General features: G+C 59.1%; 17 protein-coding genes. 3 read left to right on the top strand and 14 right to left on the bottom strand.

The features are described 5' to 3' along the window. Position 1 precedes the first annotated feature (1 nt). The 13 genes from MCUTH_RS11005 to purH form a co-directional block, all read right to left on the bottom strand. On the bottom strand, positions 2-700 hold the full coding sequence (locus MCUTH_RS11005; protein ID WP_066958841.1) for a glycosyltransferase: 699 nt from the start codon (positions 698-700) through the stop codon (positions 2-4). Continuing rightward, positions 697-1,674, bottom strand: coding sequence for a glycosyltransferase family 4 protein (locus MCUTH_RS11000; RefSeq protein WP_066958840.1), 978 nt, complete (start codon positions 1,672-1,674; stop codon positions 697-699). Before MCUTH_RS11000 ends, MCUTH_RS11005 begins: the two co-directional genes overlap by 4 nt. Next, positions 1,671-2,984 carry a protoporphyrinogen/coproporphyrinogen oxidase gene (locus MCUTH_RS10995; protein ID WP_224732846.1) on the bottom strand — a complete coding sequence of 438 codons (1,314 nt, stop codon included), beginning with the start codon at positions 2,982-2,984 and terminating at the stop codon, positions 1,671-1,673. The genes MCUTH_RS11000 and MCUTH_RS10995 overlap by 4 nt, the downstream gene beginning before the upstream one ends. Before the next feature lie 482 nt (positions 2,985-3,466). Beyond that, the gene (locus tag MCUTH_RS10990; RefSeq protein WP_066958838.1) at positions 3,467-5,050 is read right to left on the bottom strand and encodes a sodium:solute symporter family protein; all 1,584 of its coding nucleotides are present in this window, start codon (positions 5,048-5,050) and stop codon (positions 3,467-3,469) included. Positions 5,051-5,256: 206 nt separating this feature from the next. After that, on the bottom strand, positions 5,257-5,760 hold the full coding sequence (ilvN, locus tag MCUTH_RS10985) for an acetolactate synthase small subunit (protein ID WP_066958837.1): 504 nt from the start codon (positions 5,758-5,760) through the stop codon (positions 5,257-5,259). Beyond that, positions 5,757-7,433: a biosynthetic-type acetolactate synthase large subunit gene (ilvB, locus tag MCUTH_RS10980; protein ID WP_066958836.1), complete on the bottom strand. Its 1,677-nt coding sequence runs from the start codon at positions 7,431-7,433 to the stop codon at positions 5,757-5,759. Before ilvB ends, ilvN begins: the two co-directional genes overlap by 4 nt. After that, positions 7,405-8,916: a 2-isopropylmalate synthase gene (locus MCUTH_RS10975; RefSeq protein ID WP_066958835.1), complete on the bottom strand. Its 1,512-nt coding sequence runs from the start codon at positions 8,914-8,916 to the stop codon at positions 7,405-7,407. Before MCUTH_RS10975 ends, ilvB begins: the two co-directional genes overlap by 29 nt. 88 nt (positions 8,917-9,004) lie before the next feature. Beyond that, positions 9,005-9,682: a DUF4013 domain-containing protein gene (locus tag MCUTH_RS10970; protein ID WP_066958834.1), complete on the bottom strand. Its 678-nt coding sequence runs from the start codon at positions 9,680-9,682 to the stop codon at positions 9,005-9,007. 175 nt (positions 9,683-9,857) lie between these two features. Further along, a complete protein-coding gene (locus MCUTH_RS10965) occupies positions 9,858-10,544 on the bottom strand; it encodes a DUF4013 domain-containing protein (protein WP_066958833.1) in 687 nt (228 codons plus the stop codon). A gap of 316 nt (positions 10,545-10,860) precedes the next feature. Continuing rightward, entirely contained in the window at positions 10,861-11,025 is a 165-nt protein-coding gene (locus MCUTH_RS11770) for a hypothetical protein (RefSeq protein ID WP_263478269.1), read from the bottom strand. 54 nt (positions 11,026-11,079) lie between these two features. After that, the gene (locus MCUTH_RS10960) at positions 11,080-11,730 is read right to left on the bottom strand and encodes a DUF4013 domain-containing protein (protein WP_066958832.1); all 651 of its coding nucleotides are present in this window, start codon (positions 11,728-11,730) and stop codon (positions 11,080-11,082) included. Positions 11,731-12,267: 537 nt separating this feature from the next. Then, positions 12,268-12,960, bottom strand: a complete 693-nt coding sequence (locus tag MCUTH_RS10955; RefSeq protein WP_066958831.1) for a DUF4013 domain-containing protein — start codon at positions 12,958-12,960, stop codon at positions 12,268-12,270. Between the two features lie 69 nt (positions 12,961-13,029). Next, a complete protein-coding gene (gene purH, locus MCUTH_RS10950; RefSeq protein ID WP_066958830.1) occupies positions 13,030-14,514 on the bottom strand; it encodes a bifunctional phosphoribosylaminoimidazolecarboxamide formyltransferase/IMP cyclohydrolase in 1,485 nt (494 codons plus the stop codon). 295 nt (positions 14,515-14,809) lie between these two features. On the opposite strand from purH, the gene MCUTH_RS10945 reads away from it, so the two are divergent. From MCUTH_RS10945 to dnaJ, 3 genes are read left to right on the top strand one after another with little or no spacing between them, the layout of a single operon-like run. Next, positions 14,810-15,319, top strand: coding sequence for a nucleotide exchange factor GrpE (locus tag MCUTH_RS10945; RefSeq protein ID WP_066958829.1), 510 nt, complete (start codon positions 14,810-14,812; stop codon positions 15,317-15,319). A 4-nt stretch (positions 15,320-15,323) separates the two neighbouring features. Next, a complete protein-coding gene (gene dnaK, locus MCUTH_RS10940; RefSeq protein WP_066958828.1) occupies positions 15,324-17,153 on the top strand; it encodes a molecular chaperone DnaK in 1,830 nt (609 codons plus the stop codon). A gap of 5 nt (positions 17,154-17,158) precedes the next feature. Further along, entirely contained in the window at positions 17,159-18,304 is a 1,146-nt protein-coding gene (gene dnaJ, locus MCUTH_RS10935) for a molecular chaperone DnaJ (RefSeq protein ID WP_066958827.1), read from the top strand. A 44-nt stretch (positions 18,305-18,348) separates the two neighbouring features. Here the strand turns inward: dnaJ and msrA are convergent. After that, positions 18,349-18,733 (bottom strand): peptide-methionine (S)-S-oxide reductase MsrA (msrA, locus tag MCUTH_RS10930; protein WP_066958826.1); only part of this gene is annotated, 385 nt, incomplete at its 5' end.

The raw sequence follows: 18,733 nt of genomic DNA, 5'->3' as shown, positions 1-18,733 counted from the left end.
CTTACTTATACTCCCGCCGTGAGTAGGTCGCACCGCTTGCCTCGCCGCCGCGAAGAACGATATACAACCACTCCCAGAGCGACTTGATAGTCCCGAACTGCTGGTAGCGCCGCATCGAGAACCCGACCTTCAGGCGGGGATCGAGGTAGACCTTCCCGAGTTTGCGCATCCTCTGCGCGATCTCAAGGTCGTCCCCGGCATCGATGCACCGGTACATCCCGGCCTGGAAGAACGCATCCCGGTCGAAGGCCGTGTTGCACCCGAGCGTGAAGTATATCGTCCGGGTGTAGTAGCCGAAGCGCGAGAAGGCGTTTGCGCCCATGAGTGAGAGCCGGTTGCGGAAGGTATCCTCGATCGGATAGACCGTACCGTAAAGCTGCACGATCTGGCGCTCCGCAAAGTTTCTCTCGATCCGCTCTATCCAGTCTCGGGGAAGGATGCAATCGGCATCCGTCGTGGCGATAATATCGCCTTTTGCGGCCATTGCCCCATCGTTTCGCGCCCCGCCGACCCGCTTGCTCGTCTGGATAAAAACCTTATCCGCAAGAGGCTTGGCCAGTTCTCGGGTCCTGTCTTTCGAGTTTCCGTCGACGACGATGATCTCGTACGTCTCCCTCGGCACCGTCTGGTCGGCAAGGGACCGCAGGCAGCGCTCGATGTTCTGCTCTTCGTTATAGGTTGGAACGACGACGGAGATCATCCCTCGATCAACTCCTTGTATAACTCTTGATGCCGTTTTGCTATAAGCGTGATGTCGTAGCCCTCGGTTGAGGCACGGGCTTTCGCTGCACAGCGTCGGAGGGTTGCATCGTCAGTAAGGAGGTCCTGCGCCTCGCCAACATCGGAGAAAAAGAGGACAGAATCCCCAAATATCTCCCGGAACTCAAAGATATCTCTGGCGATGACCGGGAGACCGGCCGAGAGAGCCTCGACGATCACAAGACCGAACGTCTCGGCATGGGACGGCATGAAGAAGACGTCCGCCCCGCTGTATGCCCGGGAGATGTCATCGATGACCCCGGTGAAGATGACATTCTCATGGCAGTGGGTCTTGAGCATCTGGATCTTCGCATAGTCCTTTGAGAGCGTCCCGTAGGGGAACCCGCCCACCCAGACCCAGGTCATATCAGGGTGCTGGTTGGCAAGTTTGAGGAAGTCATAGATGCCCTTCCGCGGGGTCTGCTGGCCGACGGAGAGGACCACTTTCTGGTCGGGATCGATCCCATACTCATTGCGAAAGAGTCTGCGCTTTTTGTTGTCCCGTTTGAAGTACTCCCGGTCGATGCCGTTTGGAATGAGGGTCTTTGGGATCTCGGGGACGAGCTGCTCGACCTCCCGGTGGCAGGGCTCCGAGATCGTGATGATATGGTCGAATTGCCGGTAGATTTTCGGATATACAGTGTTGATCCTCTTTGCGAAGGCGACATTCCCGTCATTCAGGCGAGGGGTTGAGTGAGCGGTCAGAACCTTTACGCCATTGGTGAACTTCAGGTGATACATCGCCCAGGGCCCGAAGGTATGGTAGTGAGTCAGGTCAAAATCGCCGAGATACTGGTTTCGGGAGACCTCCATATCGGGGAGACGGGCAAGGTGGTTGTACAGCGTCCTTGCAGCCGTTGCGCACCCGATATACCGAAGAAACCGGAAATCTTCGACGAATATATTGACCTTCATCGGTTTGCCCCCACGAAGTCAATCGCGCTCCTGATGCAGCCATCCATGTTAAGGTATTCGAACTGCGAGAACCGGCCGACGAGGTTGATGCCCCGCTCCCGGCAGAACTCCCGGACAATCGCGATGTTTCGGAGGTAATCGATATCATAGACGACGTAGGCGAACTTCTGTCGCTCAAGACCGGTGTAGACGACCGCATCCTTCGAGGGGATTATCCCTGCGGCTACAAGGGAGGTGACGGTATGCTCGATGATCTCGGCATCGGACATCCTCGAGACCGCGTCCCCGTCGTTGTAGGTGATCTCGGCGAGGATCGAGGAGTGGCCCGGGGGAGCGACTTTAGTACTATAGTTTGAGGGGAACGAGATCCGGTTGAAGAGGCCCGTCGCCGGATCGGGGATGTAAAGCCACGAGATATCCGGGACCTCCCCTGCAAGCCCGATGAAGACCGAGCATAGCGAGTTATAGCGGAGGGCGTCGCAGGCCGCCTGTACCTCGGCCGGGACGTCCGCTAGACTGGGGAGCAGGTTCTGGAGCGGGATGGTCGATATCAGGCGGTCGGCGTGGATGACCTCGTTGCCATCGCTGATAGCAAATCCCCCGTCTTCTTCACGGATTGAGGCGACGCGAAACCCTGTCCGGACGGCCGGGAGGATCGGTTCTGCAATGGCCCGGACCAGCGCCTCGATCCCGCCTTCGATCGGGTAGGAGAAGACCGCCTGATGAACATAGCCCTCGGTCTCGATCCCGATGGCTGATTTGATGATATCCTCGACCGGAGGGCGGGGTATGCGCCCCTCAACCCAGTGGTGCGACATCCGATCGGCCGGATAGTTCCAGATTTTCTGATTGTAGGGGAGCATGTAGCACTCGGCAATCCCCCGGCCGAAGGTATAGGTGATCCACTCGGCAAAGTTCGTGGGCGGCGGAACCTCGCCCTTCTCGACGGCGATGAGGTTTTTGACGAACTCGTTGATGCAGAAGAAACGGTCTTCGTCGGGCAGTTGGTAGAGACCGTTCTCGAAGGGATACTTTACGTAGCGGTCTTTATAGAGAATCTTTGTATTCCGCTTTCGTCGATCGGCGTTCTCGCCGAGGACCGAGAGCATGAATGAGAGGACTTCCGTGTCACGGGAGAAGATGATGTGCGAGCCCCCAATGTCAAACGTGAAACCCGACTCACTCCTCGAGCGGCAGAGCCCCCCGATTGTTACATTCTGTTCGAGAACAACCACATCCTCGCCCTGTTCATGGAGCAGGCGGGCCAGCGTAATCCCGGTGAGACCGCCACCCAGTACCGCCGTTTTCACGCTTATAGGGTTTACTGCCGATGCCATATATGGTTGACCATCTGTTCTCCGCGATTGCTGCATATTGGGCTGAAAATTCAGTGAAATTAGGCCGGGAACGCGGGGTGAGTGTTCGGGTGTACCACCGGTTCTGCAGTGGCCGGAGCATGTGCGAGGGTCTGATCTTTGCCAGAACATGGTGGTGATGGCGAGGGGGGCATATCCCACCGGTCGAGATCATGCCGCTGGCCAAATAGAATGGAGCTGACGGCAGCAGAACGAATAGGGATTATGCACGGGGTTCGCTCCCCGCCTGTGCCTGTATATCCGCAACCGTGATCTCCAGGCGCCTGTAGCGCCTCCTCACCTCGGTGCGGCACCCCGCTGGATCCGGCCAGCAATTGCACCATGTTCTGCATCCGCCGCGGCGAGCCGCCGCATCGTCGAGGTTGTGAATAGCGCTTGAACTTGGCTAAAAAAGAAAGCGGGGATGCGTTCCCCCGTCACTGCCGGCGGGCTGCGTCCCGGTCGGCAAACCAGGTCTCTCCGGGGCTTGCGGCCTGTGACGGGAGGGCTGGCGACTGGATGAACCAGCCGGTCCGGGTGCCGTCGAGTACGTCCTCGGAGTTCCGGGCGGTCATGAGGCTGACGACGACCATGGCGAGAAGCGAGCAGATGAGCGCGTAGAGGCTGAAGTGCACGGGGAGCTTCGCCACGAACTGGTGCCAGTAGCCGAAGATGCCGGAAGAGACGAGCCCGACCGCCATGCTCGCGATCGCTCCCTCTCCGGTCGCGCCGCGCCAGTAGAGCCCGGCGAGCAGCGGGACCGCGAACGTCGCGAGCATCACCCCGATGCCCATCCAGATCAGCCAGGCGAGCATCTCAGGAGGATTGATAGCAAGGATGAGTGTACCGCCGGCCCCGAGGACGATCGCGACCTTCGAGACGAGGAGCACCTCTCTGTCGGACGCCGAGGGGCGGAGAATGTTCTTGTAGACGTCCCACGCGAACGAGGTGCCGACGGTGAGCATCAGCCGGTCGGTCGTCGACATCACCGCCGCAAGGACGATCACCGCGAAGAACGCCCAGAGCGCCACGTTCGGTATCGCGTACTCGACGCCGGCGATGAAGGCGAAGTCCTGGGCGTTCACGGCGTCCGGGAGGACGAGCGTCTCCTCCTCAACGAGCGAGCGGACGGCAAATCCGGTGAACTTCACGAGGAACATGATGACCGCGTAGATGGCGAACGCCACAAGGGGCGCCCACTTGAAGTAACGTGCCTCTTTTGCAGCGAGGACGTTGTTGATGACGTGCGGTGCGCAGGCAAGGCCGACCATCAGGAGGATCGCAAACGAGAAGAGGAACTCCGGCGTCGTGTAGGCGTATGAAGCGTAGGCAGTCGGGTACCAGGGCTCGACGAAGTTCGGGTCGATCCCGGTAAGAACTGTGTTGATATGCTCAAGCCCGCCGGCACTCATGATGACCGGCGGCGCCATCAGGAGGACGCCGAGGATCAGGATCCCGCCCTGGAAGAGGGTCGTCCAGGAGACCGCATAGAGCCCGCCGACGACCGTGTAAGCGGTGATGATGACCCCGGCGATGAGGAGCGCCTGCCAGTGCGGGATACCGAAGAGCCAGACCAGCACGATGCTGATCGCGGCGTACTGCCCGACGAGGTAGATCAGCGAGACGACGATCCCGGAGATGGCCGAGAGACCCCGGAGCGCCCGCGGGCTCTCGAACCGTTCGGCGAGATAGTCCTGGACAGTCAGGTAACCCCGCTCTTTTCCAATGGCGTTGAGCTTCACCCCAAAGAAGATGATGCAGAACGAGGCTGCGAGCGGGACAAAGATCTGTTCCCATATCCCCGGCCAGCCTGATGTGTACCCAAAGCCGCTCACACCGAGCAGGGTCATCCCGCTGCAGATCGAGCAGACGATCAGGATCGTGAAGACCCAGAACCCGAGCGATCTGCCTGCGAGGATGTAGTCCTCGGTGTTGTGGATCTTCTTCGAGGCCCAGTTCCCGATGCCGATGAGCACAATAAAGTAGAGCGCGATCAGGACGAGCGTTGCTATATCCGCCATTCAAGCGGCCTCCCTGAACCGGAGGCCCCAGAGGGTGAGCAATACGACGGCAAAGAGAGTCGCACCGCCCACGATGAGGGCCGTATGAGTAGGTAACCCGAAGAACATGCTATGACACTATGTGGCGTGCTAACATATAACACGATCGCCGGGGAACCGGGAGACTACCCCGATGGATGGTCAGTTCGATCACATCAAAAAAGGAGTCATTTGGAACTCTTAACGGTCTTTGCACCCCGGAGGAGTGCGATCTTACCAGTGCGGACGAGTTCTTTGATGCCGTACTGGCGCAGGAGTTTCTCCAATGCGTCGATCTTCTCCGTATCCCCGGTCACCTGGAGGATCAGGGTCTTTGACCCGACATCCACGACCTGGGCCCGGAAGATATCGGCGATCTGGAGGATCTCGGCACGGGATGTGCCTGATTCAGCAGCAACCTTGATGAGCGCAAGTTCCCGCTCCACGCTCTCGCGCTCCGTCAGGTCCGAGACCTTGATGACGTCGATGAGTTTGTTGGTCTGCTTCATCACCTGCTCGATGACGCGGTCATCACCGTTCACGACAATCGTGATCCGGCTCATGTTGGGCTCCTCGCAGGTCCCGACGGCGAGACTCTCGATATTGAACCCCCTACGCGAGAACATTCCGGCGACCCTGCTCAAGACACCCGCCCGGTTCTCGACAAGGACGCTCAGCGTATGCGATTTCATCCCTGCCTCACCCCGATCATCTCGTTGATGGCGGCACCCGCAGGAACCATGGGGAAGACGTTCTCCTCCCGCTCGATCCTGAAGTCAAGGACGAACGGCCCGTCGGTGGCAAGCGCTGTCTCGAGTGCCTCCCGGACGTCGGCCTTCTCCTCGACCCGGATCCCCTCGACGCCGTAGGCGTTTGCGATCTTCACGAAGTCCACCGGCGGGAGCTCCGTGTAGGAGTAACGGCGGTCGTAGAAGAGCTCCTGCCACTGACGCACCATCCCGAGGTACATGTTGTTCAGGATCACGACCTTGACGGGGATGTTATACTGCGCCACCGTCCCGAGTTCCTGGATATTCATCTGGAAACTCCCGTCGCCTGCAACATCGACGACCGGCGTATCCGGCCGGGCGAAGTGAGCGCCGATGGCTGCCGGGAAGCCGTAGCCCATGGTCCCAAGGCCCCCCGAGGTGATCCAGGTCCGGGGTTTCTTGAAGCAGTAGTAGAGCGCGGTCCACATCTGGTTCTGGCCGACCTCGCTTGTGATGATACCCTCGCCGTTCAAGATGTCGCTGAGTTCCTGGATGACGTACTGCGGGCGAAGGTGGCCGTCATCGCGGTAGCGGAGGGGGTACTGCGTCTTCCAGGCGCTGACCCGACTGACCCAGCCCGCCGTATCACCGCGCTTCTGCATCCGCTGGAGGATCGCCTGGAGGACAGCTTTGACGTCACCCACGATCGGGACATCGACGACCTTGTTCTTCCCGATCTCGGCCGGGTCGATATCGATATGGATGACCGCCGCGTTCGGCGCGAAGGACTCAATCTTGCCCGTCACCCGGTCATCGAACCGGACGCCGATGGCTATCAGGAGGTCGCACTCCGTCACCGCGTAGTTCGCGGGCTGGGTGCCGTGCATCCCGAGCATCCCGAGGTTGAGCGGGTGATCGCCGGGGACGGCGCCGAGCCCCATCAGGGTCGTCGTGATGGGGATCCCTGCCGTCTCGATGAACTGCAGGAGTTCGGCAGATGCCCCCGAGAGGATCACGCCCCCGCCGGCATAGACGAGCGGGCGCTCCGCTCTTGCAATAAGGTCTATCGCCTTGTCGATCTGGCGGATATGCCCCTGATAGGTGGGCTGGTAACCGCGGAGGGAGACTGTCTCCGGGACGGGTTTGCTGTTCCTCACCTCGCTCGTGCTGACGTCTTTGGGGAGATCGATCAGCACCGGACCGGGCCGTCCGGTCCGGGAGATGTAGAAGGCTTCCTGAACGATGCGATCGAGATCGTTGGCATCTTTGACCAGATAGTTGTGCTTCGTCACCGGCATCGTGATCCCGGTGATGTCCGACTCCTGGAACGCATCGTTCCCGAGGAGGCCGGTGGGCACCTGACCGGTGAGCGCCACGATAGGAATGGAGTCCATATACGCCGTCGCGATCCCTGTAACCAGGTTGCACGCGCCGGGGCCGGAGGTGGCAAGGCATACGCCTACGCGGCCGCTTGCACGCGCGTACCCGTCGGCCGCGTGCGCCGCTGCCTGCTCATGCCTTACCAGAATATGCCGGATCGACGAATCGTAGAGTTCATCGTAGATCGGCAACACTACGCCACCGGGGTAGCCGAATATGGTGTCCACCCCTTCACGCTGCAGCGCGTCAATCAGAGTCCTGGCTCCGGTTTTCATGCTCTTCCCTGAGTAGTCTGTTCATTCCGGCGATAACTGCTTCGACGCTGGCCATGATGATGTCGGTCCGGGCACCCCGCGAGGTCACGGTCTTCCCGTTCCTGCTGAGTTTGACCGTTACGTCAACGACGGCATCTGTGCCGCCGGTTATGGCATCCACGCGGTATTCGTCGAGTCTTATGTTTCCGACCGCTGCAACCGATCGCTGGAGCGCGCGGATCGCCGCATCCACCGGCCCGGTCCCGACTGCGGCTCCGGTGATCTCGTCGCCGTGAACCAGCATCGTCACCGAGGCGGTCGGCATCGCGTTGCTCCCCGAGACGATGGTGAACTGGCGCAGTTCGATACAGGGCTTAAACTCGATCTCCATCACCGTATCGGCGATCGCCATGATGTCTGCGTCGGTTATCCGCACTCCGGCATCCCCGATCTGCTTGATCCGGGCAACGATCTCGGCAAGCTGCGCCGCATTCGGGGTATACCCCATGTCATGGAGCGCGGCCTCGACCGCCGCCGACCCCGAGTGCTTCCCGAGGACGATGCGGCGCTTTCGGCCCACCTGCTCCGGCCGGATGGGTTCGTAGGTGCTTGCGTCCCGCATCACCCCGTGGGCATGGATCCCGCTCTCGTGGGTGAAGGCCATCTCTCCGACGATCGGCTTGTTGGTCGGGAGCGGCACCCCGGTCAGCCGGGAGACATGGGTCGAGAGGTGGTAGAGTTCTTCGGTCTTAATCCCGGTATCGACCCCGTAGAGAACCTCGAGCGCCATCACCAGTTCCTCGAGAGAGGTGTTCCCCGCCCGCTCGCCGAGGCCGTTGACGGTGACGTGGGCAGCGGTCGCCCCCGCCCTGAGGGCGGCGACGGTGTTTGCGAGCGCAAACCCCAGGTCGTCGTGGCAGTGGATCGAGAGCGGGGCAAAGCAGAGCGGCGGTATCATCGCGGCCGCCCGCTCGGGGGTGAGGAGCCCGACGGTGTCGCAGAAGCAGAGCCGGTCGGCACCCCGTTCCACTCCTTCGCGGAAGACCTCCGCAAGAAACGCCTGGTCGGCGCGGGACGCGTCCTCCCCGGAGAGTTCGACGATGAGCCCGCGCTCCTTCGCGTACTCGACGGCGCTCCAGGCCATCTCGGAGACCTCGTCGCGGGTCTTTCGAAGCTTCTTGCTGATATGGAGATCGCTCACCGGTACAACGAGGTGCACAGAGTCGGCACCGGCATCGGCGGCGAGATCGATGTCCCCGGGAAGAGCCCGGACGTAGGTGCAGCACTCGGCCGAAAGCCCGGCGTCGGCGATGGCGCGGATGGATTCGCGCTCCCCGAGAGAGGCGGCCGCAGAGCCGACCTCGATGACGTGTACGCCAACCTCGGCAAGGTGCGTCGCAATCTCAAGCTTTGCGTCCGGCGTGAGAGAGACACCGGGTGTCTGTTCGCCGTCCCGTAAGGTAGTGTCAAAAAAGCGGATCGATTCACCAAATAAAACAATCACTCATAGTGGGTTCCACCGCCATAACATTTGGCGACACCGTTACTTAAATGTTGGGCATTTGGAGGACAAGAAAAAGAAATGAGAGATATTACACCGGCGCCGGGGCGCTCTCATAGAGGAGAGCGAGGTAGCGGGAGGCGAAGATGATAAACGCCGGTGTCAGGAGGAAGAAGAGGAGCCAGCCGATGATCGGGATCAGGGATAGGATGACCTGCGCAACCGTGATGACGACCGTCAGAACGAGGAGAGCGACAAAGACATTGAGCCACCCGATCCTTTTTATGTGTGCAAGGATGGCCCTGAACCTGAAGGCCTCGCGCATCCTCCCCGTGCGGGCGAACCGGACCACCGCAAACGTCGCAAGAATGCCGAGGACGATGACGGCGAGGATACAGATGACGAAGAAGGCGAGAGCCACGAAGATGCCAAGCCCCGGGTCGATGAGCCCGCCGGAGCTCGCCCCCGCCGGGGTCGTTGTCGTCGAGACCGGGGTGAGGTAGAGCACCAGTGGAAGGAGCATGAGGATTATGAGCGGGATCGAGTAGACGATCGATATGACGAGCAGTTTGATGCCGTCGATAAAGAGCCTGATCCAGCCTTCGAACTCGGGTTCAGGCTTTGCGCCGCTCATGACCCGTACGCTGTAGCCGTAGATGAGCGGGAATATGATCGAGGCGATGAGCAGGAGGAACCAGCGGATCCACCTGCCCCAGAGGGCTTCCTTCGTGTAGTCGAAGGAGGCGCTGAGTAGGCGCATGCAATCCATGTGTGTCACCGGATATGACGATAGCGTCCTACTGTTTTGGGGAAAAACATGCCGTTTTGTTCGTAAAAGGTGATGACGGAATGAAAGACTGTTTATAACGGTGAGTGGTTGCAAGTGACCTGCCCCGGCCTGATCGCGGCCCTGCAGGCGGGGAAAAAGAAAGGGTTCCTCCGACTTACATCGGAGCAGATGTCTCTTCGTAAACCAGGGCAAGGTACCGTGCGTAGAAGACGGTAAACGCCACGTTGAGGAAGAGGACGATGAGCCACCCGATCAAGGGTATCATGGAAAGGAGGCCGACCACAAACCCGTAGATGAGTGCGATGATGAGAAGGACGATGACCGCGATGATCCAGGTTCCCCACCCGAGTTTGCCGATGTGCGCAAAGATTGCACCAAAGTTGAACGCCTCACCGAGGCTGTCCGTGTGGGCGAACCGCATGATAGCAAACAGGGCAATGAACGCGAGGATGATCGCGATGAGCGCTGCAAGCAGGGAACCCCCGAGGAGACTCAGCACTGCTGCCGTCGGGTCGCCGCCGGTGGCCTCGTTTGCCGCGGCACTGATGATAGCAAACCCGCCGAATACCGCGAAGATGATGATCGCCGGGAGCATATAGATCAGCGCGATAATGTTCAACTTCCATCCGTCGATGAAGAGTTTGCCCCATCCGTCGACTTCAGGAGCCGGCGTCTTCCCTGCAAGCACCCGCACGGCGTAGCCGTTAAGGAGCGGGACCAGAGAGAGCGTAAGCCCCTGCACGATTGACAGGACCGCCAGGATGACCCACCGCATCCATTTTCCCACCAGGGCATCCTTGGTATACTCAAATGACCTGGAGATTGCAGTTCCGTAGTCCATAGGATTTACCTACGAGTAGATGTGAGAATACTGTATATAAATATGCTGGATTTATCTGGTTAGATATCGTTCGTTTCTGAAGAAGTATGCAGTAATCCTTGTATAATCACTCAAATGCCGAAAGATGATATCCGGACGGGGCTAGAGCGCCCCGGTATGTCCGTTCATGGCGGGGATGCTGGCCTTGGAGCGTGCCTGCCGGGAGCTCCCGGTCAGGCAAAGGGGAGGTTCTGCCTCAAGACTGCGAAGTTCTTACGGAGGAGGGCGATAGATGAACGCCAATTTGAGCGGGATTTCACAAAAAAAAGAGGATTGTTTAGGCAGGTGCTGCCGCGCTGTCATAGATGAGGATGTAGTACCTCGTCACGAATACTGCTGCAAACGGTTCGACGAGGATTGCCGCGACGATGGCACCGATGTTGAATGCCTCTCTGAAACTGTTGGTCCTTGAGAAGCGTATCAGAGTCATCAGAGCGATGATCTGGAAATACAGAGGAGACGCAGTATGTGACCGCAGTCAAAAAAGAATAGATTTTTACGCCGGTGCCGGGGCGCTCTCGTAGATCAGGGTCATATACCGTGCCGCAAAGATCGCCCAGACCGGGGACAGGAACAGTGCGATCAGTCCGCCGATGATCGGGATGAAACTCAGCAAGGCGACGATGACGCCAAAGACAATCCCGACGATCCAGAGGACGATGAGGGCGACGATGTAGTTCACCCAGCCGATCTTTCCGATGTGCTCAAGGATAGCGCCGAAGGCAAATGCCTGGCCCATGCTGTCCTTTCGCGCGAACCGGATCATACCGATCGCCGAGACCAGCGTGATAATGATTCCTACGATGAGCATGACGATGAGTCCGATGCCCAGCGACCCGAGGGCGAGCATGGCGTCTCCGCTGTCAGCTGCCATGAATATCGGCACCATGAAGATGGCCATGACGATGAATATCGGGATGGCATAGATGATCCCGATGATCCAGAGTTTCAGGCCGTCTATGAATGTCTTCACCCAGTTCCCCATCTCGGGAGCCGGCTTCACACCACTATAAATGCGGACCATATATCCCATGATGAGCGGGAATATGATCGTGCTGATGATAAGCAGGATCCACTGGACCCACTTTCCCCAGACTGCGTCTTTTGCATAGCCGAACGAATCGCTCAGCATGTTTCCAACGTCCATAGGTATAACCCCTATGATTTACCCTGAGACAGGATGATATAAAAGTGTTGCCATAGCCCTCTCCATTATGCCAATTTTTATGGAAAATGAGCAATATTTTCGGTTCAAATTGGTCAACTGAGGTGCAGAAAAACTATCCCGAAATCACAGCGAGGTGGCGTTTAGAGCCTAGGACAGGGCGGAAGTTGGGTTGAAGGGATTCTGTAGGCCGTCCCGGTCGCGATCCAGGCGACCCGGCCAGAACTGGCAGCATCGTTCACCAGAGGAGTCTAGTCATCGCCGCAATTCTGTCCTTATTCCTCTCTGGATTTGGTCAGATGTATCATGGATAGTTTGGACGTGCCCTGTACTCTATCACTCTTTATCCCGATCGACTTTCCGGCGGCTCATCGGGAACGTCGATGCATGCACCTCTGCCACAAGGATGAATACCGGCGAGGATACCTCCAGGTTCATTGACTAATTCTTTTCATGAATCGGTAAATGGTGCAGTTCTCCCTGCAGAGGAAGACCGATATTGCACCAAAAAATGTAATCTTATCCCGGCGCCGGGACGCTCTCATAGGCCTCAACAAGATAGCGGGCATGGAAAATGCCGTAGGCCACCCCGAGGAAGAGGTTGATGATCCAGCCGAGGATGGGTATCGAGGTGATGAGCCCGGTTACAACCGCGTAGACGAGGCCGATGAGCGCGAGGATGATGACCACAAGGATCCAGGCACCCCATCCTATTCGCCCGATATGAGAGAAGATCGCCCCGAAGCTGAACGCCTGGAAGAATCTCCCCGTGTGGGCAAACCGGACGACGGCAAGCATGGATATGAACGATATAATGATCCAGAGGATGCTTGCGATCACGATCCCGGTGACGGCTGCCGCGACGGCCGATGCCCATACATCGGGGTTATCCAGCCCCTTTGCCGCTATGGCTGAGATGGCTGCAATTCCCCCAAAGACGGCTAGGACCAGGATTACCGGGATCAGGTAGATCAGAGTGATGATGTTCAGCTTCCATCCGTCAACAAAGAGCCTGCCCCACTGGTTCACGTCCGGGGCGGGCCGCCGGCCGGAGAGCACCCGGACAAGGTAGCCGCTGTAGAGCGGGACTAAAAAGAGCGTGAACGTCTGGATGAGCGATAGGATGACCAGGAGCACCCACCGCCACCATTCGCCCCAGAGGGCGTCTTTTGTGTAACGTAACGACCGGGAGATGATACTACCATAGTCCATACCACATCACCTTCGGCCGCAAAGAGGGGGCGGGGAATATAACAGTTTGGAATAACTCAAAAAAAGTGTTTAATGCCGGAAGTGCCGCACACCGGTAAAGACCATCGCGACGTTCAGCCGGTTCGCCGCGTCGATGACCTCCTGATCCCGGATGGAGCCGCCCGGCTGGACGAGCGCCGTTGCGCCCGCCGCCGCCGCGACCTCCAGGGTGTCGGGGAAGGGGAGGAAAGCGTCCGAGGCGACCGCTGAACCGGCAAGGGACTTTCTGGCCTTCTTGACCGCGATCTCTGCGGACTCGACCCGATTCATCTGTCCGGCACCGATCCCGATGACGGCTTTCTCATCCGCAAATATGATGGCATTGCTCTTTGTGTGCTGGCAGACCTTCCAGGCGAGTTGCATCGCCCGCATCTCGTGGGCTGTGGGTTCCCGCTCCGTCACGACCTGCCAGTTCTCCTTATAGGGCTCCGTCCGCTGGACCAGCACGCCGCCGTCGATGCTCCGAACCTCATCCCGCACCACCGGCTCGGGCAGACGGAGCACCCGCATGTTCTCCTTGACCTTCATGATCTCAAGCGCTTCAGGCGTGTAGGACGGGGCGATAACGACCTCGACGAAGGTCTTTGTGAGTTCGCGGGCGACGTCTGCCCCCACCTCTCGGTTCATCGCGACTATCGAGCCGTACGCCGAGACCGGGTCGACCTCCCGCGCAGCGATGTAGGTCTCAAGAAGGTTCTCGCCGGTCGCGACCCCACAGGGGTTGTTATGCTTGACGATGACGACGGCGCACTCCTCGAACTCCCTGAGCAGGCCGACTGCAGCGTCGACGTCAAGGTAATTGTTGTAGGACATCTGCTTTCCCTGGAGGGGTTCCTCCCCGGCGATGCCGGCATCACCATAGACTGCAGCTGCCTGGTGCGGATTCTCACCGTAGCGGAGTGGTCTTCCATTCTTGAACTGAAGAGTGAGGACTTCAGGGAACGGCCGGTCAATGCCGGTGAAGTAATTCGTGATTGCGCCGTCATAAGCCGCTGTCCGGGCGAACGCCTTTGCGGCGAGGGCCAGCCGCTCTTCTGCTGTAAACCCGCCCCGCCGGACGGCATCCGCGACCATGGGATAGTCGGCCGGGTCAACAACGACCGCGACGTACTTATGGTTCTTCGCCGCCGCCCGCACCATTGCCGGACCGCCGATATCGATGTACTCGATGATCTCATCGAGTGTTAACCCCGCATCCTTCATCTTCTCGAAGGGGTAGAGGTTCACCACGACAAGATCGATCGGCTCGATCCCGTACTCCTGCATCACAGCGTCATCGATGCCGCGGCGCCCAAGGATACCTCCGTGGATCTTCGGGTGAAGGGTCTTCACCCGACCGTGCATCATCTCAGGAAACCCAGTGTAGGTGGAAACATCTGTGAACGGAACGCCCGCCTGCTCCAGCGCGGCTCCGGTGCCGCCAGAACTCAGGATCCGATAACCATGCTCTACAAGCGTCTTTGCAAGATCAGCGATGCCTGCTTTATCCCAGACTGACAGCAGTGCCCACTTCATGGTTAACACATGAGCGGGATAGGGAGATATATTTGGCGCCGCCCGCGGATTTGGGGGTATTTCATCCCGCCGGCCTGTATGCGGGGTGAATCAGACGCTATTTAGCCAAAGAGGCTTCAGTTGCCTCATTCGGGACTGCATATCGGTGAAGGAATATTCTCGAAAGAGCGCCCAATCGAAAAATCGACTCATTATAGAACCCAGATTCTTGCCCTATCCACCAATATTATATAGAACTACATTACAATATATTCAAAAACGAGTAGTTTACATCATTCTCAAGCAGGTAAGGCGTATGCAGGAGAATACATCCGAACCAAACGAGAAGCAACAAGATCTCGATGAAACGACGGATGCAGCATCTCCGACGCTTGAAGAGTTGCAGAAGGCGTATGATGACCTTAACGACCGTTATCTGCGCCTTGCGGCAGATTTCGACAACTACCGAAAGCGGATGGCCCGGGAGCTCGACGCTCGTACAACATTTGCCATCGAGGAGTTCGCGGTGGAGTTGCTCGACGTCGTAGACAACTTTGAGCGGGCGGAGAAGGCCGACGGTGCGGGTCTCAAGGAAGGAATGGAGCAGATCAAGAAGCTCTTTATGACCATTCTTGAACGGCATGGGATCAAGCCTATCGAGTGCCGGAACCTTCCTTTTGATCCCGAACGGCATGAGGCTATCGCCTACGTTCCTTCAGAAGCAGAAGAAGGGACCGTGATCGACGAGGTCATCCGTGGGTATTGTATGCAGGATAAGGTCATCAGGTGCTCTAAAGTCGTAGTGTCTAAGGGAATGGAGGAATAAGCAGATGGTTTCAGAGAAAGTCCTTGGCATCGATCTCGGAACAACGAACTCGTGCATGGCAATCATGGAAGGCGGGCGGGCGACCGTCATCGCCAACGCCGAGGGCGGGAGGACTACCCCCTCGGTCGTAGCCTTCACCAAGGAGGGCGAGCGGCTGGTCGGGACCGTCGCAAAGCGGCAGGCGATCACAAACCCAAGCCGTACCATCCAGTCGATCAAGCGCAAGATGGGCACGAGTGAGAAGGTCACGATCGGGGATAAGACCTACACGCCCCAGGAGATCTCTGCGATGATCCTCCAGAAGCTCAAACTGGACGCAGAGGCGTACCTGGGCGAGAAGATAACAAAAGCCGTCATCACAGTTCCCGCATACTTCAACGACGCTCAAAGACAGGCAACCAAGGACGCAGGAACAATCGCCGGTCTCGAGGTGCTCCGGATCATCAACGAGCCGACTGCAAGCGCCCTCGCCTACGGTATTGACAAGGAAGGCGAGTCTACGGTTCTCGTCTACGATCTCGGCGGCGGTACGTTCGATGTCTCCATCCTCCAGCTCGGCGACGGTGTCTTCGAGGTCAAGGCGACCGCAGGGAACAACCACCTTGGCGGTGACGACTTCGATCGGCGGATCATCGACTACCTGGTCGATGAGTTCCAGAAGAAGGAGGGCGTCGACCTCCGCAAGGATCCGGTCGCCATGCAGCGGCTACGGGACGCAGCCGAGAACGCGAAGATCGAACTCTCTACGGTCCAGAAGACCAACATCAACCTCCCCTACATCACCACGACGGATAGCGGGCCCAAGTTCCTCGATATCGATCTTACTCGTGCAAAATTCGAGCAGCTCATCGCCGATCTCGTCGACTCAACCATCGGACCGGTGAAACAGGCGCTCTCTGATGCTAAACTGAGCCCCGGCGATATCGACCACGTCCTTCTTGTCGGCGGATCGACCCGTGTACCGCTCGTGCAGGAGACCGTGAAGAAGATCCTCAACAAGGAGCCCGACAAGGGCATCAACCCCGACGAGTGTGTCGCCCTCGGCGCCGCGATCCAGGGCGGCGTGCTGACCGGCGAGACAAAAGACGTCCTGCTCCTCGACGTGACCCCGCTCTCGCTCGGGATCGAGACGCTCGGCGGTATCGCGACGAAACTGATCGAGCGCAACACCACCATCCCGACGCGCAAGAGCCAGATCTTCTCCACCGCTGCCGACGGCCAGACCTCGGTCGAGATCCACGTCGTGCAAGGCGAGCGGGCGCTCGCAAAGGACAACTTCACTCTGGGTCGGTTCCAGCTCACCGGTATCCCGCCGGCACCACGGGGTATCCCGCAGATCGAGGTCACGTTCGATATCGATGCAAACGGCATCGTCCACGTCTCGGCAAAGGACCTCGGCACGGGCAACGAGCAGTCGATCACCATCAAGCCGCAGGATTCCCGCCCCTCCGAGTCCGAGATCCAGCGGATGATTGATGAGGCAAAGAAATACGAGGAAGAGGACAAGAAGAAGCGCGAGGAGATTGATCTTCGGAACACCGCCGACACCGCGATCTTCACCGCCGAGCGGGCCATAAAGGACGCCGGGGACTCAATCGACGCTTCGGAGAAGGAGAAGATCGAGACTGCGATTGCCGACCTCAAGAAGGCTCTTGAGGGTGACGATCTTGAGGCCATCAAGCAGAAGATGGATCTCCTGACCGAAGCGGTATATGCGGTCACGACAAAGATGTACCAGAAAGCCCAGGCCGCCGCCCAGGAGCAGAAAGCGGCGGGAAGCGGCGCAAAGAAGGATGATAACGTCGTTGATGCCGATTACGAAGTCAAAGAGTGAGGTCGATGGGTCCGGACAGCTACTATGATATCCTCGGCGTCGCGAGAGACGCCGACGAGAAGGAGATCAGGAAAGCGTACCGGGACCTGGCACGAAAGTATCACCCCGATGTCTGCAAGGAGCCGGGGGCCGAGGAGCGGTTCAAGAAGATCAACGAGGCCTACAGCGTCCTCTCCGACGCCCAGAAGCGCGCTCAGTATGACCGGATGGGGCATGAAGCCTATAGCAACGCGTCCCGCGGTTCGTACTCCGGCGGCGGCTACTCCGGCGGGTTCAGCGCCGACTTCTCGGGGTTCGGTGACATCTTCGATGCGTTCTTCGGCGGCGGATTTGGCGGGGGCAGGCAGAGCGGCCCCCGCCCCGGCGCCGACCTCCTGATGAATATGCGCATCACGCTTGAGGAGGCGGTGTTCGGAACGGAGAAGGAGATCTCCGTCGATCATGTCGAGCCCTGCCCTGTCTGCGATGGAACGGGGAGCGAGACGAGGAAGTTCACCACCTGCCCGACGTGCGGCGGAAGCGGACAGATGCGCCAGATGAGCCAGTCCATCTTCGGGAGTTTCGTCCGGATGACACCTTGCACCGCCTGCGGGGGACGGGGGAGGATGCCCGAGGCCCGGTGCAAGACCTGTGGCGGGAGCGGGCACCGGCGCGCCCGGCAGACTGTGAAGGTCCGTGTCCCGCCGGGCGTGGACACGGGCATGCGCCTCCGGATGGAAGGTTACGGCGACGCCGGAGAGTACGGTGCGCCGCCGGGGGATCTCTACATCGAGATCAGTGTTGCGCCGCATAAGTCGTTCGTCAGGCGGGGTGACGACCTGGAGACGACCGTCGATATCACCCCGGCCCAGGCGGCGCTGGGCTCCGAGGTCGAGATCAAGACGATCGACGGGCGGACGGTCGTATTGAGTATTCCGGCCGGTGTGCAGCACAACACCGGGTTAAAGATTGCAGGCGAGGGTGTGCGGTGGCAGACGAAGCCCGGCGATATGCTGGTGCGGGTGCACATCGTCGTCCCCACACGCCTGACAGACGAAGAGCGCGATCTCTATGGGCGCCTCCTTGAGATTGAGGGGAAGAGGCGCCCCGCAAAGAAGAGCAAAGGCTTCTTCCAGGACGTCGTCGACAAGATGAAAGAGTCGGTGAAGTAAAGGGGGACCTCCCTTTACCGACGATCCCGTTTCTTCTCGAACCACTACATAATCCTGCAGTGTCCGCCGCCCCGTTTTGCGAAGTACTGCTGATGATACTCTTCGGCACGCCAGAACGTCCCGGCGGGCTCGATCGCGGTGACGATAGGGCGCCCAAACCTACCCGAGCGTTTCATCTCCTCTTTTGAGGCCCGTGCCTCCGCTTCCTGCTCCGGGGTGTGGTAGAAGATCACCGACCGGTACTGCTCACCGATATCGGGGCCCTGCCGGTTCGGCGTGGTCGGGTCGTGAACGTTCCAAAAGACTGTGAGGAGATCGCGGTATGAGACCTCGTCAGGATCGTAGGTCACCTGGACGACCTCCGCGTGCCCGGTTCTCCCGGTGCAGACGTCACGATATGTCGGGTTCTCGAGGGTGCCGCCCATGAAC

The organism is Methanoculleus thermophilus (assembly GCF_001571405.1).
Lineage (GTDB): Archaea > Halobacteriota > Methanomicrobia > Methanomicrobiales > Methanoculleaceae > Methanoculleus > Methanoculleus thermophilus.
The sequence above is the reverse complement of the archived record's forward strand: the minus strand, read 5'-3'. Positions and strand labels throughout refer to the sequence as shown.